This window comes from Luteimonas granuli (assembly GCF_007795095.1).
GTDB classification, from domain to species: domain Bacteria; phylum Pseudomonadota; class Gammaproteobacteria; order Xanthomonadales; family Xanthomonadaceae; genus Luteimonas; species Luteimonas granuli.
In genome coordinates, this window is record NZ_CP042218.1 from 507,323 (window position 1) to 528,030 (window position 20,708).

Here is a 20,708-nt window from a genome sequence, read left to right on the forward strand (position 1 = left end):
ATGCTGGTCGATTCGCACTGCCACCTCGACGCCCGAGAGTTCGACCGCGACCGCACGGAGGTCGTCGCCCGCGCGCGCGCCGCGGGCGTGCGCATGCAGGTGCTGCCGGCCACGCATGCCGACGCGTGGCCGCTGCTGCGCGACGCCGTGGCATGCGCCCCCGGGCTGTTCGCGGCCTACGGCCTGCACCCGACCTTCCTCGAGCACCATCGCGAGCCGCACCTGGATCGCCTGCGCGAGTGGATCGAGCGCGAGCGTCCGGTGGCGGTGGGAGAATGCGGCCTGGACTTCTTCGTCGAAGGGCTGGACGGCGACCGGCAGGCGCACTGGTTCGAGGCCCAGCTGCGGATCGCGCGCGACGTCGACCTGCCGGTGATCGTGCACGCACGGCGCGCGGTGGACCAGGTCACCGCCGCGATCCGCCGCGTCGGCGGCCTGCGCGGCGTGGTGCACAGCTTCTCCGGGAGCCTGCAGCAGGCGGAGAAGCTCCTGGAGCTCGGCTTCATGATCGGCCTCGGGGGGCCGGTGACCTACGAGCGCGCCCGTCGCCTGCACAGGCTGGCGGCGACCGTGCCGCTGGACCACCTGCTGCTCGAGACCGACGCGCCCGACCAGCCCGATTCGGGCATCCGGGGCCAACGCAACGAACCGGCGCGCCTGGCCGTGGTCTGCGAGACCATCGCCGCCCTGCGCCGGGTGCCCGCCGAGGAGGTGGCCGCGGCCACGACCGCCAACGCGCGCCGCCTGTTCGGACTGCCTGGAGGCGAGGTCCCGGACCCTGCGGCCGGCCCGTCACCCCTCGCGGTCGGCTGATCCCGCGCTGCCGGGCCGCCGTACAGGAGCCGCCTCGCCGCTTCCGCGGCCTGCCCTCACGCCGCCGTCCCCATGTCCGCGCCGGCCGGCGCCGCCTCGCGCGCCGGGGCGCGCGCGAGCAGCATCTCCAGCGCCTTGCCCGCGGCCGCGAACGCGAATGCGCCGGTGATGTGCGTGGCGGCGCCGAGGCCGCCGCCGCAGTCGAGCTTGAAGCCTTCCTCGCCACCCACCCGCGGGCGCAGGCCGCAGACGCTGCCGTCGGCCTGCGGATAGCGCACGTTCTCGAGCGAGTACACCGCCGGCACGCCGAAATAGCGCTTCGGTCCCTTCGGGAAACCGAACTCGGCGCGCAGCTTCTTGCGCACCAGCGCCAGCATGGCGTCGTGCTCGGTCTTCGACAGGTCGCGCACGCGCACCAGCGTGGGATCCACGCGGCCGCCTGCCGAACCCACCGCCACCAGCGGCAGCCTGCGGCGGCGGCACCAGGCGATCATCTCGACCTTGCTCCGGAAGCTGTCGCAGGCGTCGACCACCAGGTCGTAGCCGCGGTCCAGGAGCCCGCCGAGGTTGGACGGCGTGAGGAAGCTCGGCACCGCATGCACCACCATGGCCGGATTGATGGCGCGGCAGCGCTCGGCCATGGCCTCGACCTTGGCCCGGCCGTAATGGCCGTCGAGCGCCGGCAGCTGGCGGTTGGTGTTGGACAGGCAGAGGTCGTCGGCGTCGATCAGCGTGAGCGTCCCGACCGCGCTGCGCGCCAGGGCTTCGGCCACCCAGGAGCCAACGCCGCCAAGCCCGACCACGGCGACGTGGCAGGCGGCGAACCGCTCCACCGCGCCGCGGCCATAGAGGCGGTCGATACCGCCGAAGCGCTCGGTCCAGGCAGTCTCCATGCGCTCATTCTAGCGATCGCGCCGAATACAATCTCCGCTTTCGCCAACCCGGAGCCCCGTATGTCGACGCCGCAGCCGCAAGCCACGCCGTCCAACCCCGCCGCGCCGCGCCCGTCGCGCAAGCCACCCTCGACGGCAGGTCGGTACCTGTTCCTGTTCCTGCTGGGCCTGGTGATCGGAGTCGTATCGGTGGTCATGCTGCTGCGGGCATTCGACGGCAGGAAAACCTGGCAGGACCACTATCCGCGCGCGACCATGCACCTGATGTCCGCGCACAGCGCCCAGCTTCGGCAGAAGCTCGACGCCAACCGCTGCGCCGCCACGGACGTGCTGCCGCATCTGCAGGCTCTGCGCACACTGGGCAATGATCTCGACCCCGCCTTCCCGGACTTGCGCGAGAACAGCCGTTTCGCGACCCACACCGGCGGCTTCCGCGCCACCCTCGACGAGGCCCTGGCCTCGCCGCCGCTCAGCTGCCCCGGCGTCAGGACCACGCTCGACGCCATCGGCGCCGACTGCAAGGCCTGCCACACCGACTTCCGCGGCTGAGGAAGCGGCGGCCGGCGCGCCGACCAGGCGCGCCGGCATGAACGCCTCCTGCACACCGGTTCCGCGATCGTTGGACCGGCCGCATGGTTGATGGGCTGTTCACGGCCGCCGTCCTACCGTCGGCGCCGTGGCATCCCTTTTCCGATGCAGTGCAGGAGTCCCCATGAAGATCCGCCTGATGAGCGCCGCGATGATCACCGCCACCGCGCTGGTCGGCTGCGCAAGCACCTCCCCCGGCTACTCCGGCGGCGGCTACGGAAGCGGCTATGGCAGCGGTTACGGCGGCACGCGGTCCGGCTACTGCGACACCTGCGGCGTGGTCACCCGCATCGACCACCGGGCCCGCGCATCGAACACGCCCAACGCCACCGGCGCCGTGCTCGGCGGCATCGTCGGCGCGGTGGCCGCGCGCGAGATCGCCGAGCGCAACACCGACAGCGCCGGCCGCGCCAACACCGCCACCGTGGCGGGTGCCGTGGGCGGAGCGGTCGCCGGCAACGCCATCCAGAATCGCACGCAGGGACAGTCGGTCTACGACATCCACGTGCGCCTGGACAACGGTCGCATGACGGTCGTCACCCAGAACGACCTCGGCGGCATCCGCGAGGGTTCGTACGTCAGCGTCGCCAACGGCCGCGCCTTCGTCCGCTGACCCCGCGACCGATCCACGCTCTACTCTCTCCTTGACGGCCCGCCCTGCGGGCCGTCCTTCTTTGGCAGACTCCGCGGATGGACCTGCAGATCATCCTTTACGCCGTGGCGGCGATCCTGGTGCTCGTCGGCCTGGCCGGCACGATCCTGCCCGCGCTGCCGGGGCTCCCCCTGGTCTTCGCGGGCATGGTGCTGGGGGCCTGGGCCGGCGACTTCGAGTACATCGGCATACCGGTGCTGGTGGTGCTGGGCGTCCTGACCCTGTTCTCGCTGATGATCGATTTCTGGGCCACGGCGCTCGGGGCGCGGCGCGTCGGCGCCAGCGGCAAGGCGGTGGCCGGCGCGGTGATCGGCACGTTCGCCGGCCTGTTCTTCGGCATCGTGGGGTTGTTCGCCGGCCCGTTCCTGGGTGCGCTGGCCGGCGAGCTGCTGCACGGGCGCGATGTCGGACGGGCCACCCGGGTGGGATTCGGGACCTGGCTGGGTATCGTCTTCGGCACGGTGCTGAAGCTGGCACTGGCGTTCACGATGGTGGGGCTGTTCGTGCTCGCCTGGATCTTCTGACCGGCGGGCGGGGAGAACGATAGACTTTCCGGCCATCCCTTCGACCCGGACACCCATGGAACGACACGGGGCGGCCCTGCTCCTGCTGTGCATCATGCCCTTGGCCGCACATGCCCGGGATTCCGACCAGGACGCAACGCCCGCGCTCGAGGCCTGCGTGGCGATCGAGACCGCGGTCGAACGGTTGGCCTGCTACGACCGCGCCATGCGGCGCCCGCTGCCCAGCCCGCTGGACGCCGACGCCGCGGCGGCGCGGGCCGCGGCCATCGACCGGGCGCGCAGGCCAGCCGGCGACACCGGCAGCGACGTGTTCCCGCACGACGACGATCCGCGACGCGCGCTGGCCAACGCCGGTCGCGGCTCCCTGTTCGACAGCCGTTGGGAGCTGGCCCGCGATTCCAAGCTCGGCACCTTCAACATGCGCGCCTACAAGCCGGTGTACCTGCTGCCGGCGTTCTGGAGCAGCAGCCCCAACGTCAACCCGACCTCCTCGGCCGACGGCCAGGAGCTGCGGCTGGACGCCATCGACGACGTCGAGACCAAGTTCCAGATCAGCTTCAAGACCAAGGCAGTGGAGAACCTGTTCGGGGACAACGGCGACATCTGGATGGGCTACACCCAGAGCTCGCGCTGGCAGGTCTACAACAGCGACAGCTCGCGCCCCTTCCGGGAGACGAACCACGAACCCGAGGTGTTGCTCGTGTTCCGCAACCGCTACAGCCTCGGCGGCTGGAAGGGACGGATGGCCGCGGTCGGCATCAACCACCAGTCCAACGGCCGCAGCGACCCGCTCTCGCGCAGCTGGAACCGGATCATGTTCAACGTCGGCCTCGACCGCGAGGACTGGGCGGTGACCTTCCGCCCCTGGATCCGCATCTCCGATGGCAGCGACGACGACAACCCGGAGATCGAGGATTACATCGGCCGCGGCGACGTCACCCTCGTGCATACGCGCGGCGACCAGACCTTCTCGCTGATGGCGAGGCACTCCCTGCGCGGCGGCGAGCGCTCGCGCGGGGCCCTGCAGCTGGACTGGGGCTTCCCGCTCAGCAGCCATCTGCACGGACACCTGCAGCTGTTCAGCGGCTATGGCGAGAGCCTTCTCGACTACGACCACAGCGCGACCTACGTCGGCCTCGGGATCTCGGTGCTCGACTGGTTCTGAGCCGGCGGCGGCACCCCCGTCCCCGGACCCGCTTTCACGTTCCACTGAGCGGGCGCGTCGCAGAGTGCGCCTTCCGGCGCGCCCGTGCGATGTCGATGAGCCGCAGATCCTGGAGCCGCAAGCGCATGGCCTGGACCATCGCCCTGACAGCTGCTGTCACGGTGCTCGCCGTCGTGCTGGCGATGAACTTCATCACGCCAGAGAAGAAGATCGAACGAAGGATCGAACATCGGCATGCCATCGCCGATCCCCAGTTCCAGCGCGAGATGTCGGTCCTGCTCGGCCCCGCGATCCTGCCCGGCAACCAGGTCACCGCCTACCAGAACGGCGACGAGATCTTTCCCGCGATGCTCGACGCGATCGAGGCGGCGCGCGGGACGATCACCTTCGAGACCTACATCTACTGGTCCGGCGAGATCGGCCGGAAGTTCGCCGATGCGCTTTCGGAGCGCGCGCGCAACGGGGTCGCGGTGCACCTGCTGGTGGACTGGGTCGGCAGCATCAAGATGGACGAATCGATGCTGCGGCAGATGGAGGATGCCGGGGTGCTCCTGGAGCACTACCGCCCGCTGCACTGGTACAACCTCGGGCGCATGAACAACCGCACCCACCGCAAGCTGCTGGTGGTGGACGGCCGCGTGGGCTTCACCGGCGGCGTCGGCATCGCCGACCAGTGGACCGGCCATGCCCAGGACCCCGACCACTGGCGCGAGGCGCACTTCAGGATCGAGGGGCCCGCCGTGGCGCAGATACAGGCGGCTTTCAATGACAACTGGATCAAGACCACCGGCACCCTGCTCAACGGCCCGGCCTACTTCCCGCCGCTGGAGCCGGCCGGGGAGATGCCGGCCCACCTGTTCATCGCCTCGCCGGCGGGCGGCAGCGAAAGCATGCACCTGATGTACCTGACGTCGATCGCGGCGGCCGAGCATTCGATCGACCTGGCGGCGTCGTACTTCGTGCCCGACGAGCTGATCGTCAAGGCGCTGCTGGCCGCACGCAGGCGCGGGGTGCGGGTGCGGGTGCTGCTGCCCGGCGAGCACATCGATTCGGAGACGGTGCGGCTGTCGTCGAAATCGGGCTGGGGCGAGCTGCTGCAGGCGGGGATCGAGATCCACGAGTACGTCCCGACGATGCTGCACGTGAAGCTGCTGATCGTGGACCGGGAGCTGGTGTCGATGGGCTCGACCAACTTCGACATCCGTTCGTTCCGGCTGAACGACGAGGCCAGCCTCAACGTCTACCACCACGGCTTCGCCCAGGCGATGACCGCCGTGTTCGAGGACGACCTGGAACACGCGAAGCAGTATTCGTACGCGATGTGGGAACGGCGGCCGCTGCGGGAGAAGCTCGCCGAGAAGTTCGTGCGGCCGATCAGGTCGCAGCTGTAGGTTTGTCGTCCGGCCGGGCGCTCCGGGCTGCTTCGGCGAGCGGCGGGCTGTTCGGGTGCTCCGCAAACAGGTCCGCTGCGCCGCCCCTGAATGTTTGCTGCGCACCCGACCATCCCGCCGTGCCACCTCCTTCGCGGATCGGGGGCAAGGACTCGCGGCTGCAGCCACTCCCACAACAGCATCAGCCCGGCCACCACTTCCCCCGGGCTTTCCGGGAGGCGGCTACTTGCGGGAGCGGCTACAGCCGCGATTCGAACGACACTTTGTGGGAGCGGCTACAGCCGCGACTGAAGCTTGCCGCGAAAACGGGAGCGGAGGGTGCGTGGGGTATGGAGCAAACATTCAAGGGCGGCGCAGCCGACCTGTTTGCGCAATACCCCGCGCACCCTCCGCCCCGCGACACCGCGACAACGCAACGCGGCGACCGAAAAAACCGGCCGCCCCGCAGCATCAAACCGTCTCGACCACCTTCAGGGGGATCTTGCCGATACGCGACTGCCATTCGCGCGGGCCGGTCTCGTGGACGGATTCGCCGGTGGCGTCGACGGCCACGGTCACCGGCATGTCCTGCACGGTGAACTCGTAGATCGCCTCCATGCCCAGGTCCCCGAAGGCGACCACCTTCGCGGCCTTGATCGCCTTCGACACCAGGTAGGCCGAGCCGCCCACAGCCATCAGATAGGCGGAGCCGTGCCTGCGGATCGCGTCGATCGCCGCCGGGCCGCGCTCGGCCTTGCCCACCATGCCCAGGAGTCCGGTCTGCGACAGGATCTGGTCGGTGAACTTGTCCATGCGCGTGGCGGTGGTGGGGCCGGCGGGGCCGACGACTTCGCCTGCCACGGGATCGACCGGGCCGACGTAGTAGATGAAGCGGCCGGCCAGGTCGACCGGCAGCGTCTCGCCCCGGTTCAACATGTCCACCATGCGCTTGTGCGCGGCGTCGCGCCCGGTCAGCAGGCGGCCGTTGAGGAGCAGGGTCTCGCCCGGCTTCCAGGACGCCACGTCCTCGCGGGTCACGGTGTCGAGGTCGACGCGGCGGCCCTTGGAGGCGTCGTACGTGATCCGCGGCCAGTCCTCCAGCGACGGCGGGTCCAGCATCACCGGGCCGCTGCCGTCGAGGGTGAAGTGTGCGTGGCGGGTGGCGGCGCAGTTGGGGATCATCGCCACCGGCAGGTTCGCCGCGTGGGTCGGATAGTCCTTGATCTTGATGTCGAGCACGGTGGTCAGGCCGCCCAGGCCCTGGGCGCCTATCCCCAGCGCGTTGACGCCGTCGAAGATCTCCAGCCGCAGTTCCTCCAGACGGTTCGAGGGGCCGCGGGCCTTGAGGTCGACGATGTCGATCGGCTCCATCAGCGCTTCCTTGGCCAGCAGCATCGCCTTCTCGGCGGTGCCACCGATGCCGATGCCGAGCATGCCCGGCGGACACCAGCCGGCGCCCATGGTCGGCACGGTCTTCAACACCCAGTCGACGATCGAGTCGGAGGGGTTGAGCATGGCGAACTTCGACTTCGCCTCCGAGCCGCCGCCCTTGGCGGCCACGATCACCTCGACCTTGCCGCCCGGAACGACCTTGAAGTTGACGATGGCCGGGGTGTTGTCGCCGGTGTTGCGGCGCGCGCCGGCAGGGTCGGCCAATACGCTGGCGCGCAGTTTGTTCTCCGGCAGGCTGTAGGCGCGACGCACGCCCTCGTTGACCATGTCCTCCAGCCCCATGGTGGCGTCGGGCCAGGTCACGTCCATGCCGACTTCCAGGAACACGGTGACGATGCCGGTGTCCTGGCAGATCGGGCGATGGCCCTCGGCGCACATGCGCGAGTTGATCAGGATCTGTGCCATCGCATCCTTCGCCGCAGGGGATTCCTCGCGCTCGTACGCCGCCGCCAGGTTCCGGATGTAATCCACCGGGTGGTAGTAGCTGATGTACTGGAGGGCGTCGGCGACGCTCTGGATGAAGTCTTCCTGGCGGATCTCGGTCACGGCGGGCTCTGGTCTTGCGGGCACGGCGGACATTCTAAGCTGCCCGCCGTGCCCGGCTTGAACCCTTCGCCGCGACGCTGCATCCGACCCGGTATGCTCGACGCTGCCATGACCGACAGCCCGCCGGCCCAGGCCGCCCACGATGCCGTGGACGGCGACGATGCCCTGGCCCGGGCCGCGGCGGGTGGCGACACCGCGGCGTTCGAAGCCCTCTACCGGCGACACGCCCCGCGCGTCCACGGGGTGGTGCTGCGCCTGGCCGGCTGGCAGCGCGCCCGCGCCGAGGACCTGGTGCAGGAGGCCTTCCTGCAGGCCTGGCGGGCGCTGCCGCGATGGCGCGGCGAAGCGTCCTTCGGCACCTGGCTTTACCGGCTCGCGGTCAACGCGGCCCTGATGGACCTGCGGGCGCGCCGGGCGCGCCCCGGGCTCGACGGCGACGACGAGGCGGCGCTCGAGGCCTTGGCCTCCGGCGACTCCGCCCAGCGCACGGCGATGGCCATGGACCTCGGTCGCGCCGTGGCCACGCTGCCTCCGCGCGCGCGCGCCGTGCTGGTCCTGCACGACGTCGAGGGCTGGACCCACGACGAGATCGCCACCGCGCTGGAAATGGCGGTCGGCAGTTCCAAATCCCAGCTGCACCGCGCGCGGGGCCTGCTCCGCGCACGGCTTGGAGACACGCCATGACCCCGCACTCCCGACCTCCATGCGACCGCCGCGCCGCGCCCGACCAGCCGTGCGATGTCCTGCACGATGCGCTCGCCGCCCGCCTGCGCGGGCTGCGCGAGGAGGTCGCCCCGACGCGTGATCTCTGGCCTGGAATCGCCGCGCGGCTGGAGCCGAGGATCGCAGTCTCTGCCGGGGCCGGTCGCGACCGGCGCCGTCGCCTGCGCCGCCGCAATGCCGCCTATGCGACCGCGGCGACCGTGGTGTTCGCGGTGGCGGCCGGGTGGCAGTCGCTGCCGTTCCGCACCACGGCGGCGCCGCCGGTATCCGGCGACACCGCCACCACCGTCACCACCGGAGCCGCGGCCGACGCCGGCGCGCCCCTGCTGCAGGCGGCCGATGCACTGGCCCGCGAGTACCAGGGCGCCCTGCGCGAAGTCGAAACCACGACCGGCGCCGCCACAGCCGGCCCCGGCGACCTGGACGCCGAGCTTGAGCGCAGCGCCACCGAAGTCCGCGCCGCGCTCGCCCGCGATCCCGACGCCCGGCACCTGCTCCGCCATCTCCAGCGCATCTATGCCCACCGCCTGGCCCTGAGCCTGAGCCAGGCCTGACCCGAGGAGTTCCGCCATGTTCCGCCATGTCATCGTCCTTGCACTCGCCGGCCTCGCCGCCCCTGCACTGGCCGCCACCCCGATCGACGAGCGCCGACCGCTCGACGCCCGCGGCAAGGTGGAGGTGTCCAACCTCAAGGGCAGCATCGAAGTCCGCACCTGGGATCGGAACGAGGTCCACATCACCGGCAGCCTCGGCGAAGGCGTCGAGCGCCTCGAGATCGGCGATGGCGGCCGGATCCTGTCGGTGCGCGTGCGCTATCCCCGCAACAGCCGCGACAGCGAGCCGACCACCCTGGTGCTCCAGATCCCGCAGCAGGCCAGCCTCGAGGCCGAATCGGTCGCAGCCGCCATCGACGTCCAGGGCGTGGCCGGTGATTCCTTGAAGCTCGGAAGCGTCAGCGGGCGCGTGACCGCGGTCGGCGCGCCCGGCAAGGCCAGCGCCGAAAGCGTCAGCGGCGACCTGCGGCTCCACATCAACAGCCGCGAGATCTCCACCGAGAGCGTCAGCGGCAACATCCTGCTGCGCGGCCGCATCGCCGGCCGCGTCGACATCGAGACAGTCTCCGGCGACATCGAGGTCGACACCCGCGGTGAGCGCCTGGCGCGACTGCAGAGCAGCACCGTGTCCGGCGACGCCAGCGTCCGCGCCGGAATCGCGGATGACGGCCGCTTCAGCTTCGAGTCGGTCAGCGGCGACGTCCGCGTGATGCTGCCGCGGGATGCCTCGGCCCGCGTCGAAGCCGCCACCTTCAGCGGAGACATCGACGCCCCCGGCGCCGAGGTGGTGCGCAAGCGCTACGGCCCCGGCGCCAGCATGAAGCACGACTACGGCAGCGGTGGCGGCGCGATCGCGATCGAGACCTTCTCCGGCGACGTGCGCCTGCAGCTCGACTGATCGGGGGGCTGCCACGGCCCTGGGGCTCGCGCCATTCACGCCCTCCGAGGCAGGATGGCGCGATGTCGACCGTCGCCAGCGCCACCGCCCACAGCCCGAAGCCCCCTGATCCGCGCGCGGGCCGCCCCTCGTTCCGCGAGCGCATCGACGCGCTGCGCAACCTGCCACCGTTCCTGCGCGAGGTCTGGCGCACCAGCCGTCCGCTGACCCTCGCCACCCTCACCCTGCGCCTGGTGCGCGCACTGCTGCCGGTGGCGATGCTCTACATCGGCAAGCTGATCATCGACGAGGCGATCCGGCTGGTCGGTGCCGGCGCCGTCGACGGCGGCTTCGGCGAAGCCTGGCGCGGCGGCCAGCTCGACCCTCTCGCGCTGCTGCTGGCCGTGGAGTTCGGCCTGGCCATCCTGTCCGACCTGCTCGGCCGCCTGGTGGCGTACTGCGACCAGGTCCTCTCGGAGATGTTCACCAACGCCGCCAGCATGCGGCTGATGGAGCATGCGGCCACGCTGGACCTGGAGGACTTCGAGGACCCCGAACTGCAGGACAGGCTGGACCGCGCCCGGCGCCAGACCATGGGTCGGATGAATCTGATGGGCCAGCTGTTCGGCCAGGCCCAGGACGTCGTCACCATCGTCAGCTTCGCGGCCGGCCTGCTGGTCTACGCACCATGGCTGATCCTGCTGCTGGGAGTGGCCCTGGTCCCGGCCTTCGTCGGCGAGTCGCACTTCAACGCCCTCAACTATTCGCTCAACTTCCAGTGGACCGCCGAACGCCGCCAGCTCGAGTACCTGCGCCAGACCGGCGCCAGCGTCGACACCGCCAAGGAAGTGAAGATCTTCGGCCTGCACCGCTTCCTGGTGGAGCGCTTCCGCACGCTGTCGCAGGCCTTCCTCGCGGCCAACCGGCGGCTGGCGAAACGGCGGGCGTTCTGGGGCACCCTGCTCGCCGCGCTGGGCACGCTCGGCTACTACGTGGCCTATGCCTACATTGCCTGGCGCACCGTGCACGGCGATTTCAGCATCGGCGACCTGACGTTCCTCGCCGGCAGCTTCCGGCGTCTGCGCCAGCTGCTGGAAGGCCTGCTGGTCGGCCTCTCCCAGGTCGCCGGGCAGGCCATGTTCCTCGACGACCTGTACTCGTTCTTCGACATCGAGCCCGAGATCGTCTCCAGACCCGGCGCCGCGATGGTCCCGCGCCCGATCCGCACCGGCTTCGTGTTCGAGGACGTCGGCTTCCGCTATCCCGACGCCAGCCGCTGGGCGCTGCGCCACGTGGACCTCGAGCTGCGCGCGGGCGAAGTGCTGGCCCTGGTCGGCGAGAACGGCGCCGGCAAGACCACCCTGGTCAAGCTGCTGGCGCGGCTGTACGACCCCGACGAGGGCCGGATCCTGCTCGACGGCCGCGACCTGCGCGACTACGACCTGGACGACCTGCGCGCCAACATCGGCGTGATCTTCCAGGATTTCGTGCGCTTCCACATGACCGCGGCCGAGAACATCGGCGTCGGCCAGGTCGACGCCATGGGCGACCGCGGGCGGATCGAGGCCGCGGCGCGGCGCGCGATGGCCGACGAGGTCATCGCCGCACTGCCCGGCGGCTACGACCAGGTGATCGGGCGCCGCTTCCGGACCGGCGTCGACCTCTCCGGCGGCCAGTGGCAGAAGATCGCCATCGCCCGCGCCTACATGCGCGACGCCCAGGTGATGATCCTCGACGAGCCCACGGCCGCGCTGGATGCGCGCAGCGAATACGAGGTGTTCCAGCGCTTCCGGGAGCTGTCCGACCAGCGAACCACCATACTGATCTCCCATCGCTTCTCCAGCGTGCGCATGGCCGACCGGATCCTGGTCATGGCCGAGGGCCGGATCGAGGCCAGCGGCACCCACGACGAGCTGATGGCCGCGGGCGGGCGCTACGCCGAACTGTTCGAGCTGCAGGCTGCCGGATACCGTTGACCGGGAGGCCCGGGGCCGCTCCGGGCGCTACAATGGGTGGGTTTCCTCCCCGACCAAGACCCGCATGGCCTCCGCGTTTGGCACCGAAACGGTGCTGGACGTCCGTCACTGGACGGACGACTACTTCAGCTTCACCACGTCCCGCGACGACGGTTTCCGCTTCGACAACGGCCAGTTCGTGATGATCGGCCTGCCCGTGAAGCAGCCCGACGGCAGCACGAAGCCGTTGATGCGTGCGTACTCGATCGCCAGCGCCAATTGGGAGGAGCAGCTGGAGTTCTTCAGCATCAAGGTGCCGGACGGCCCGCTGACCTCGCGGCTGCAGCACATCCGGCCGGGAGATGAAGTGCTGATCGGCCGCAAGCCCACTGGCACGCTGCTCATCAGCGACCTGCATCCGGGCCGCAACCTCTACCTGCTGGGCACCGGCACGGGCCTGGCACCCTGGCTGTCGGTGATCAAGGACCCGGAGACCTACGAGCGCTTCGAGCGCGTGGTGCTATGCCACGGAGTGCGCCAGGAAGCCGACCTCTGCTACCGCGACTACATCGTCAACGAGCTGCCGCGGCATGAACTGCTCGGCGACATCATCGGCGAGCGCCTGGTCTACTACCCGGCGGTGAGCCGCGAGGACTTCGTGTACCGGGGACGACCGCAGCGCGGCCGCCTGACCGACCTGATGGCCAGCGGCCGGATGATGTCCGACCTTGGCCTGGATGCGCTGGATCCGGCCCACGACCGCGCCATGATCTGCGGCAGCCCGGGCATGCTGGCCGACTTCCGCGCCCTGCTCGACGGCCGCGGCTTCACCGCCTCGATGCGCATCGGGGTGATCGGCGACTACGTGTTCGAGCGGGCCTTCGTCGAGAAGTAGCGGCACGCCACCGTGCCGCGGCGCCCGCCACCGCGTAGAATCCCGCCATCACGCACGAGCCGAGGAAGTCCCGAATGAAGATCGTGGTCGCCGTCGACGGCAGCGAGATCAGCGTCCGCGCCGCCAGGCACGCCAACCTCCTCGCGAAGAGCCTGGCGAAGCCGGCGAGGATCTTCCTGGTCGCCGTGGACCCCGCGCCGTTCCCCGGCGTGGTGAGCCGCATCGGCCGGGAGTCGATGGACCGCATCCACGCCGAGAACCATGAGCGCATGCTGGCGCCGGCGCGCAAGGCACTCGCCCGCAGCAAGGCCGACGTGCGCGAGCTGGCCCTGGTCGGCGAACCGGCTGAAAGCCTGCTGGCCGCGGCCCGCGACAACAGGGCCGACATCCTGGTGATGGGCTCCCATGGCCGCGGCGCGGTCAAGGGCATCCTCCTGGGATCGGTGTCGAGCAAGGTCATCGCCCAGACCGACATCCCGGTCACCATCGTCCGCTGAAAAGCTCCGGCGATGCCCGCTGAACAGCCCCGGCCATGCCTTTCGTCACGGGCGCGTGCCGGTGCGCGGCGGAGTACCCTAGAGAATTCAGTCCCCGCAGGATCTCAAAGATGAAGCACCCGCTGTCGCTCGCCCTGGCCATCGCGCTTGCCGGCGCCATGTCGCCCGCCCTGGCCCAGTCCACCACCGACGCGGAGCCCATCATGTCCGCCAGCGCCGAGGCCCTCAAGGGCAATCCCTTCGCGGCGAAGAGCACGCTGCCGCTGCAGTACCCGCACTTCGACCGGATCCGCGACGAGCACTTCGCCCCCGCCTTCGACGCCGGCATGGCCGAGCAGCTGGCCGAGGTCCGCGCCGTGGTCGACAACCCGGAGCCGCCGACCTTCGAGAACACGATCCTGGCGCTGGAGACCAACGGCCGGACGCTCAGCCGCGCGATGCGCGTGTTCTTCAACCTCGTGGGCACCGACACCAACGACGCGCGCAAGAAGCTGCAGGCCGACTATTCGGCGAAGTTCGCCGCCCACCGCGACGCGATCGCGCTGGACCCGAAGCTGTTCGCACGCATCAAGACGCTGTACGACGCCCGCGCCACCCTGGGCCTGGACGCCGAGGCCCTGCGCCTGGTTGAGGAGTACTACAAGGACCTGGTGCGCGCCGGTGCGGCGCTCGACGACGCGCAGAAGGCGCGCCTGAAGGAGATCAACGGCGAGCTGGCCCGGCTGGGCACCACCTTCAGCCAGAACGTGCTGGCCGAGGTCAACGACTCCGCGGTGGTGGTCGACACCGCCGCCGAACTCGAGGGCCTGACCCCGGAACAGATCCAGACCGCGGCCAACGCGGCCAAGGCCCGCGGCCACGAGGGCAAGTACGTCATCACCCTTCTCAACACCACGGGCCAGCCGCCGCTGTCGCAGCTGACCAACCGCGCCCTGCGCGAGCGCATCCACAAGGCTTCCGTGGTCCGGGGCGCACGCGGCAACCAGTGGGACAACACCGCCCTGGTCGCCCGCGTGCTGGAACTGCGCGCCGAGCGCGCGAAGATGCTCGGCTTCGATACCTATGCCGCCTACGTGCTGGCCGACGAAACCGCCGGCACCGTCGAAGCCGTCAACGGCATGCTCGGCCAGCTGGCCCCGGCCGCCGTCGCCAACGCCCGCCGCGAGGCCGGCAAGCTGCAGGCCATGATCGACGCCGAGCAGAAGGCCAAGGGCGAGCCGACCTTCCAGCTCCAGCCCTGGGACTGGGCGTACTACACCGAGAAGGTGCGCAAGGCCGAGTACGACTTCGACGAGTCGCAGCTCAAGCCCTACCTCGAGATGAAGAACGTGCTGGAAAACGGCGTGTTCTTCGCCGCCACCCAGCTCTATGGCATCACCTTCAAGCCGCGCACCGACCTGCCGAAGTACCATCCCGACACCTGGGTCTACGAAGTCTCCAACGCCGACGGCAGCCAGCTGGCGTTCTTCATCTTCGACCCGTACGCGCGCGACTCCAAGCGCGGCGGCGCCTGGATGAACTCCTACGTCTCGCAGTCGGAGCTGGAGAACACGAAGCCGGTCGTCGCCAACCACCAGAACATCCCCAAGCCCGAGGCCGGCAAGCCGACGCTGCTGACCTGGGACGAGGTCACCACGATGTTCCACGAGTTCGGCCATGCGCTGCATGGCATGTTCTCGAACGTGAAATACCCCTACTTCTCCGGCACCAGCGTGCCGCGCGATTTCGTGGAGTTCCCCTCGCAGGTCAACGAGATGTGGGCGGACTGGCCCTCGATCCTGGCGAACTACGCCCGGCACCACGAGACCGGCGAGCCGATGCCTCAGGAACTGCTGGACAAGGTCGTCGCGACCGCCAAGTTCAACCAGGGCTTCGCCACCACCGAGTACCTGGGCGCGGCCATGCTCGACCAGTACCTGCACCAGTTGCCGGCAGACCGGCTGCCGGCCGCCGGCGAGGTCCTCGCCACCGAAGCCGCGGCGCTCAATGCCGCGGGCCTGCACTTCGCCGCAGTGCCGCCGCGTTACCGCACCACCTATTTCAGCCACATCATGGGCGGCTACGCGGCCGGCTACTACGCCTACATCTGGTCCGAGGTGCTGGACGCCAACACCGTGGCCTGGATCGAGGAGAACGGCGGCCTGACCCGCGCCAACGGCGACCGCTTCCGCGCCACCCTGCTCTCGCAGGGCGGGAGCAGGGATGCGCTGCAGCTGTTCAGGGATTTCTCCGGCAAGGAGCCGGACATCCGTCCGTTGCTGGTGAAGCGCGGCCTGGACGGCACCGTCCATGATGGTGCCCCGCCGGCCGAAACCACCCAGCAGGACTGACGCAGACCCGACTTCCCCCGCTCCGGCGGGGGAAGTCGCATCCGGGGAGAGGCGTTTCCGTCAGCGGGGCACGACGATGCCGCCCGGCACGCCGTCGGGCGAAAGCAGCAGCTGCCAGAGCTGGATCCGCCGCGTCCTGAAGCTGGCCATCGAGCCGGCGAGGTAGTAACGCCACATGCGCCGGAAGCGTTCGTCGTAGCGCTCGGGAAGGCTGCCCCAGGCCGCTTCGATGTTGTCGCGCCACGCCCGCAGGGTCAGGTCGTAGTCGGCACCGAAGTTGTGCCAGTCCTCGATGACGAACAGCCCTTCGCTCGCCTCGGCGACCTGCCGGGCCGAAGGCAGCATCGAGTTCGGGAAGATGTAGCGCGCGATCCAGGGATCGGTGCGCCGCCGCGACACGTTGCTGCCGATGCTATGCAGCAGGAACAGGCCGTCGGGCGGCAGCAGCGAACGCACCAGTTCGAAGTAGCCGCGGTAGTTGCGCACGCCCACGTGCTCGAACATCCCGATCGAGAAGATGCGGTCGAAGCGCTCGCCGCGCAGGTCGCGGTAGTCCTGCAGGCGGAACTCCACCGGCAGGCCCTCGCACAGGCCGGCGGCAAACGCCTGCTGTTCGCGCGAGACCGTCACTCCAACCCCGCTGATCCCGTAGCGCTCCGCGGCGAACTTCAGCGCCTCGCCCCAGCCGCAGCCGATGTCGAGCACATGCATGCCCGGACGCAGGCCGAGCTTGCGGCAGACCAGGTCGAGCTTGGCCTCCTGCGCGGCATCGAGCGATGCGGCGCACTTGCCGTCGCGGTCGCGCCAGTAGCCGCAGCTGTAGACCAGGCGACGGCCGAGCATGGCCTGGTAGAGGTCGTTGCCGAGGTCGTAGTGGCGCTCGCCCACGGCAAAGGCGCGGCGGCCGAACTGCAGATTGAGCAGACGCGCCGCGACCGCATCGCGCAGGTCGGCCAGGCCGGGAGAGCGCCGGTCGAGGCCGGAGGCGAGGAGCCGTTCCAGCAGGCCGTCCAGGGAGACGGCATCCCACCAGCCGTCCATGTACGACTCGCCCAGCGCCAGTGATCCGCCGGCCAGCAGCCGCGCCGGCAGCCTGCGGTCGTGAACCCGCATGTCCCAGGACCGGTCGCCGTCGACGCGGACGTCGGCCGAGGCGAGCAGGCCGTGGACACGTTCCCGGATCGGATGCATCGCCCGCTCCCGAGGTGGCCCAGTGGGCGATGCTAGCCCGGCGTGCAGGCGCCGGCCAAGGTCCGCTCCAACCTCAGCCGGCGGCGAACAGCCCGCGATACTCGGGGGACAGATGCGGCAGCAGAACCGCGGACGGCACCTCGACCGTCTGCACGCCGTCCGAGTACGGACCCACCTGGTAGGGCGGGAACACGAAGCGCAGCGCGCGCAGGCGACCGTCCACGCCGGGCACGGGTTCGAACTGAGCGAAGTTGCCGGCTTCCGGCGCCGTGCCTTCGTCGATCATTTCCCCGCCGCTGGCGAGCAGGCGGAAGCGGTCGGCAGGCGCCAGCGCGTCCGCCTCCAGGCGCTGGGACAGCGAGGTGTGCAGCGACTCGCGCACGAAGGCCGAGACCTCGTGCCAGCCCTCCCTGCCCTGGAACAGCGATGCGGCCGTCAGCATTTCGTCGCGCTGCGGCAGCCAGACGAACCGGGCCACCAGCGGAATGCCATGGGCGCCGCCGGTGTAGAGGCTGCCACCCGCCTGCACCGCAACGATCTCCGGCGTCTCCATCAGCAGATCGAACGACAGCGCCAGGTCGTAGGGTGCGCGCATACGGTCCTCGCTGGACGGACCCAGGTCCTCGACCGCCGCCATGAGCTCGGCCCGCGCGGCCTCGGCGTAGCGCCGCAGCTCCGCGGCCAGCCCCGGATAGCGCTCCATTCCCGGCGGGTAGCTGATGCCGATGAGGTAGCGCGGATCGAACTCCATCACGTCCTCGAGGGTGATCGGCGCGGATGCGGCGGCCGGATCCAGCGCTGTGCGGGTCGCGGGCGGATCGCCGTCGGTCGCGTCCAGGGCACCACCGGCCACCTCTGCCTCCGGGCGACAGCCGGCAAGCGCCACGGCGGCCATCAGCAGGACCAGCGCCGTCATGCGATGCGAATGCAGTTCCATCTCGACCCCCTGTCCCGTCAACGATCACGGCAGACTAGCGATCCATGCGTGATGCCGGCGGTGACGCCGGGCGCAGACGAAAAAGGTTCTTCTCCGCGTCCTGCTCCCATCGGCCGGCCGCCGGATCCGGCAGCAGGACGCGGAGAATCCGGCTGGGCATCCCCCCCTGCGTCCGTGGCGGGCGGCCCGGACTTCACCGGAGCGCCCGTGGCGGCCGACCCGGACTCGAACGGAGCGTCCCCTCGATCGGGAGAAGAACCACGAAAAAGGCCCCGGGCGTCGCCGCCCGGGGCCTTGGACTTCAGAGTGCGCGGGCCTTAGATGGCCTGCACCTCATCGGCCTGCAGGCCCTTCTGGCCCTGCACGACCTTGAACGAAACCTTCTGGCCTTCCTGCAGCGACTTGAAGCCGGTGCCCTGGATGGAACGGAAGTGCACGAACAGGTCCTGGCCACTCTCGGGGGTGATGAAGCCGAAGCCCTTGGCGTCGTTGAACCACTTGACGGTGCCGGTCTGACGATCGGACATGGTGTTACTCCTTGGAACAGTTTTTTTGGATTGGCACGGTCCGCGAACGGATCCGAGACTGCGAAGCAAGGGGTAACACAGGAACGATGGAGCGGATCGTCAGGACCCGGCCGTGACCGGCCTCGAAACCTTTGATCTACCGCACCGGAGCCACGATGTACCGTGATCCCGCTTTGAACAGTGGGCGCACCATACCGCACTTTCGATTGCAAGTGTGAATGGCGGATGCCGTTCGTCGCCGCCAGGGAGCCGGCGGGCCCCCGATCACCAGGCTTCCCGCCCCGGCAGCAGCGCGGCCAGCTCGGCGTCCGTGAGGTTGCGCCAGCGGCCCGGCTTGAGGTGGCCGAGCCGCACCGGCCCGATGCGCACCCGCACCAGCCGCTTCACCCGGTAGCCGAAATGGGCCGCCATCAGCCGGACCTGCCGGTTGAGCCCCTGCACCAGGGTGATCCGGAAGCCGAAGCGACCGAGCTTCCCGGTCCGGCACGGCAGCGTCATCTGCCCGTGCACCGGCACGCCGCGGGCCATGCCGCGGAGGAAATCGTCGGTGACCGGGTTGTTCACCGCCACCAGGTATTCCTTTTCCAGCCTGTTCTCGGCGCGCAGCACGGCGTTGACGATGTCCCCGTTGCTGGTCAGGAGGATCAGGCCTTCCGAGTCCTTGTCCAGGCGGCCGATCGGGAAGATCCGCTGCTGGTGGCCGACGAAGTCGACGATGTTCCCGGCCACCGCGGATTCGGTGGTGCTGGTGATCCCCACCGGTTTGTACAGCGCGATGTACACATGCCTGCGCTTGCCGGGCGCTGTGGCGCGCGGCCGCAGCGGCTGGCCGTCGAGCAGGACCTCGTCGCCCTCGCCGACCTCGGCTCCGACCCGGGCGCGCACGCCGTTGACCGTCACCCTGCCCTCGCCGACGAGACGGTCGGCCTCGCGGCGCGAGCAGGCGCCGGTCTCGCTGATGAGCTTGTTCAGGCGCATGGGCGGCGTCACGACCCTCGAAAAACGGGGCGCAAGTCTGGCAGATCGCGCGCGCCGGCGCGCGCCCGGCTCAGCCCAGCAGGTCGGCGTACTCGGGGTGGCGGCCCACCCAGGCCTCGGCGTACCCGCACAGTGGGCGGACCTTCCAGCCCTCGGTGCGGGCGTGGTGGAAGGCGGCCTCGACCAGCTTGCCCGCGATCCCGCGGCCTCCGATCGCCTCGGGCACGCGGGTATGGGTGATGTGCATCGTGCCCTCGGCCATCTCGTAGTCGAGATAGGCGAAATGGCCCTCGACCTCGGTCACGAACCTGCCGGGGATGCCGTGGTGGATGATGTCCAGCGCGCCCATCTGCGAGGCTCCTCAGTCATTGTCGCCGCGGCTGTCCCGCTTGCCCTGGTTGTGGCGGTCGTGGGTGGAGATGCTGCCATGGATCGGGGTCATCCTGGATTCGCCGGCGTGCAGCTCCTGCGCCTTGCTGGCGGCCTGCGGTGACTGGTAGCCCGGCTCCGGGACAGGGTCCGCGGCGTGGCCGAGCGAGTGCCAGGGTCGCGGCGAGCGATCGCGCTCCTGCTTCGCCTCCAGCAGCCGGCGCGTGCTCTCGAGGGCACCCTCGGGAGTCACGGTGCCCATGGCCTTTCCAGCCCGGCGGGTCTCCCGGCGGGCCGCTTTCTTCGCCGGGACGGCGGATCCGGCCGCGGTCCGCGCCGCCGTCTTCCTCGCCGGCGATTTCATGGTCGCGGCCTTCTTCGGCGTCGAGGCCTTCTTCACCGTTGGCCCGGAGACCTTCTTGGCCGTCGCCCCGGAGGCCTTCTTCGCCGCGGGCATCGTGGCCCTGGCCGCCTCCGCCGGGGCACGCCTGCGTGCGTCCACGAAACGTTCCAGTATCTCGACCAGCAGCCGCTCCTTGCGCGCGGTCCGGTCCGCGACGCCATCGCGGCCGGCCGGGCCACCCTTGCGTGCGGCGATGCGCTGGCGCTTCAACAGGTCCCGGGCGCGGTCCCGCGCCGCCCGGCTGCGCGTGATGCGGGCCATCAGCGCCGTGCGGTCCAGCCTGCGCAGGGCGTTGGCCCGACTGTCGTCGAACAGACGCATCTCGGTCTTGTTGAGCAGTCCGGTCGCCTGGGCGCGGGTAAAGGCCATTGCTGTCTCCTCGGATGGACTGCCCGCATGGGTATCACGCCACGTATCCACGCCCGGTGAGCGGCGCCGGCCCGGGTCACTGCCCGCCGGCGGGCGACGG

At 70.1% G+C, this 20,708-nt stretch carries 21 protein-coding genes; 13 read left to right on the top strand and 8 right to left on the bottom strand.

Annotated elements, in window-relative coordinates:
• Complete coding sequence (locus FPZ22_RS02315) at positions 1 to 813, top strand: TatD family hydrolase (RefSeq protein WP_210412694.1); 813 nt, start codon at positions 1 to 3, stop codon at positions 811 to 813.
• 56 nt (positions 814 to 869) lie between these two features.
• On the opposite strand, the gene FPZ22_RS02320 is transcribed toward FPZ22_RS02315, so the two are convergent.
• Complete coding sequence (locus FPZ22_RS02320; protein ID WP_144889893.1) at positions 870 to 1,706, bottom strand: tRNA threonylcarbamoyladenosine dehydratase; 837 nt, start codon at positions 1,704 to 1,706, stop codon at positions 870 to 872.
• Positions 1,707 to 1,766: 60 nt separating this feature from the next.
• Between FPZ22_RS02320 and FPZ22_RS02325 the strand changes: the two genes are divergently transcribed.
• The 5 genes from FPZ22_RS02325 to FPZ22_RS02345 all read left to right on the top strand — a co-directional run bounded on the left by FPZ22_RS02325 (position 1,767) and on the right by FPZ22_RS02345 (position 6,026).
• Complete coding sequence (locus FPZ22_RS02325) at positions 1,767 to 2,255, top strand: hypothetical protein (protein WP_144889895.1); 489 nt, start codon at positions 1,767 to 1,769, stop codon at positions 2,253 to 2,255.
• Between the two features lie 163 nt (positions 2,256 to 2,418).
• The gene (locus FPZ22_RS02330) at positions 2,419 to 2,907 is read left to right on the top strand and encodes a glycine zipper 2TM domain-containing protein (protein WP_144889897.1); all 489 of its coding nucleotides are present in this window, start codon (positions 2,419 to 2,421) and stop codon (positions 2,905 to 2,907) included.
• A 77-nt stretch (positions 2,908 to 2,984) separates the two neighbouring features.
• Positions 2,985 to 3,470, top strand: a complete 486-nt coding sequence (locus tag FPZ22_RS02335; protein ID WP_144889899.1) for a DUF456 domain-containing protein — start codon at positions 2,985 to 2,987, stop codon at positions 3,468 to 3,470.
• Positions 3,471 to 3,525: 55 nt separating this feature from the next.
• The gene (locus tag FPZ22_RS02340) at positions 3,526 to 4,635 is read left to right on the top strand and encodes a phospholipase A (protein ID WP_144889901.1); all 1,110 of its coding nucleotides are present in this window, start codon (positions 3,526 to 3,528) and stop codon (positions 4,633 to 4,635) included.
• 125 nt (positions 4,636 to 4,760) lie between these two features.
• Entirely contained in the window at positions 4,761 to 6,026 is a 1,266-nt protein-coding gene (locus FPZ22_RS02345; RefSeq protein ID WP_144893860.1) for a phospholipase D-like domain-containing protein, read from the top strand.
• A 450-nt stretch (positions 6,027 to 6,476) separates the two neighbouring features.
• Here FPZ22_RS02345 and FPZ22_RS02350 read toward each other — a convergent pair whose 3' ends face one another.
• On the bottom strand, positions 6,477 to 8,003 hold the full coding sequence (locus FPZ22_RS02350; RefSeq protein WP_168199014.1) for a fumarate hydratase: 1,527 nt from the start codon (positions 8,001 to 8,003) through the stop codon (positions 6,477 to 6,479).
• 93 nt (positions 8,004 to 8,096) lie between these two features.
• Between FPZ22_RS02350 and FPZ22_RS02355 the strand changes: the two genes are divergently transcribed.
• From FPZ22_RS02355 to FPZ22_RS02385, 7 genes are all read left to right on the top strand, one after another.
• Positions 8,097 to 8,687: an RNA polymerase sigma factor gene (locus FPZ22_RS02355; RefSeq protein ID WP_144889905.1), complete on the top strand. Its 591-nt coding sequence runs from the start codon at positions 8,097 to 8,099 to the stop codon at positions 8,685 to 8,687.
• Positions 8,684 to 9,280 (top strand): hypothetical protein, encoded by a 597-nt coding sequence (locus FPZ22_RS02360; protein WP_144889906.1) that lies wholly within the window; start codon positions 8,684 to 8,686, stop codon positions 9,278 to 9,280. The genes FPZ22_RS02355 and FPZ22_RS02360 overlap by 4 nt, the downstream gene beginning before the upstream one ends.
• Before the next feature lie 16 nt (positions 9,281 to 9,296).
• Entirely contained in the window at positions 9,297 to 10,178 is an 882-nt protein-coding gene (locus FPZ22_RS02365; RefSeq protein ID WP_144889907.1) for a DUF4097 family beta strand repeat-containing protein, read from the top strand.
• Between the two features lie 62 nt (positions 10,179 to 10,240).
• Positions 10,241 to 12,133, top strand: a complete 1,893-nt coding sequence (locus FPZ22_RS02370) for an ABC transporter ATP-binding protein (RefSeq protein ID WP_144889908.1) — start codon at positions 10,241 to 10,243, stop codon at positions 12,131 to 12,133.
• A gap of 64 nt (positions 12,134 to 12,197) precedes the next feature.
• Complete coding sequence (locus FPZ22_RS02375) at positions 12,198 to 13,007, top strand: ferredoxin--NADP reductase (RefSeq protein ID WP_144889909.1); 810 nt, start codon at positions 12,198 to 12,200, stop codon at positions 13,005 to 13,007.
• A gap of 74 nt (positions 13,008 to 13,081) precedes the next feature.
• On the top strand, positions 13,082 to 13,504 hold the full coding sequence (locus tag FPZ22_RS02380; protein ID WP_144889910.1) for a universal stress protein: 423 nt from the start codon (positions 13,082 to 13,084) through the stop codon (positions 13,502 to 13,504).
• A 110-nt stretch (positions 13,505 to 13,614) separates the two neighbouring features.
• On the top strand, positions 13,615 to 15,834 hold the full coding sequence (locus tag FPZ22_RS02385) for a M3 family metallopeptidase (RefSeq protein WP_144889911.1): 2,220 nt from the start codon (positions 13,615 to 13,617) through the stop codon (positions 15,832 to 15,834).
• A 60-nt stretch (positions 15,835 to 15,894) separates the two neighbouring features.
• Here the strand turns inward: FPZ22_RS02385 and cfa are convergent, their stop codons facing one another.
• The 6 genes from cfa to FPZ22_RS02415 all read right to left on the bottom strand — a co-directional run bounded on the left by cfa (position 15,895) and on the right by FPZ22_RS02415 (position 20,608).
• A complete protein-coding gene (cfa, locus tag FPZ22_RS02390) occupies positions 15,895 to 17,025 on the bottom strand; it encodes a cyclopropane fatty acyl phospholipid synthase (RefSeq protein WP_144889912.1) in 1,131 nt (376 codons plus the stop codon).
• A gap of 73 nt (positions 17,026 to 17,098) precedes the next feature.
• Positions 17,099 to 17,962, bottom strand: a complete 864-nt coding sequence (locus FPZ22_RS02395; RefSeq protein ID WP_144889913.1) for a DUF3298 and DUF4163 domain-containing protein — start codon at positions 17,960 to 17,962, stop codon at positions 17,099 to 17,101.
• A gap of 317 nt (positions 17,963 to 18,279) precedes the next feature.
• On the bottom strand, positions 18,280 to 18,489 hold the full coding sequence (locus FPZ22_RS02400) for a cold-shock protein (RefSeq protein WP_132999490.1): 210 nt from the start codon (positions 18,487 to 18,489) through the stop codon (positions 18,280 to 18,282).
• 264 nt (positions 18,490 to 18,753) lie between these two features.
• A complete protein-coding gene (locus FPZ22_RS02405; RefSeq protein WP_144889914.1) occupies positions 18,754 to 19,467 on the bottom strand; it encodes a pseudouridine synthase in 714 nt (237 codons plus the stop codon).
• A 70-nt stretch (positions 19,468 to 19,537) separates the two neighbouring features.
• Positions 19,538 to 19,816, bottom strand: coding sequence for a GNAT family N-acetyltransferase (locus FPZ22_RS02410; RefSeq protein ID WP_144889915.1), 279 nt, complete (start codon positions 19,814 to 19,816; stop codon positions 19,538 to 19,540).
• 12 nt (positions 19,817 to 19,828) lie between these two features.
• Positions 19,829 to 20,608: a hypothetical protein gene (locus tag FPZ22_RS02415; RefSeq protein WP_144889917.1), complete on the bottom strand. Its 780-nt coding sequence runs from the start codon at positions 20,606 to 20,608 to the stop codon at positions 19,829 to 19,831.
• Positions 20,609 to 20,708 lie beyond the last annotated feature (100 nt).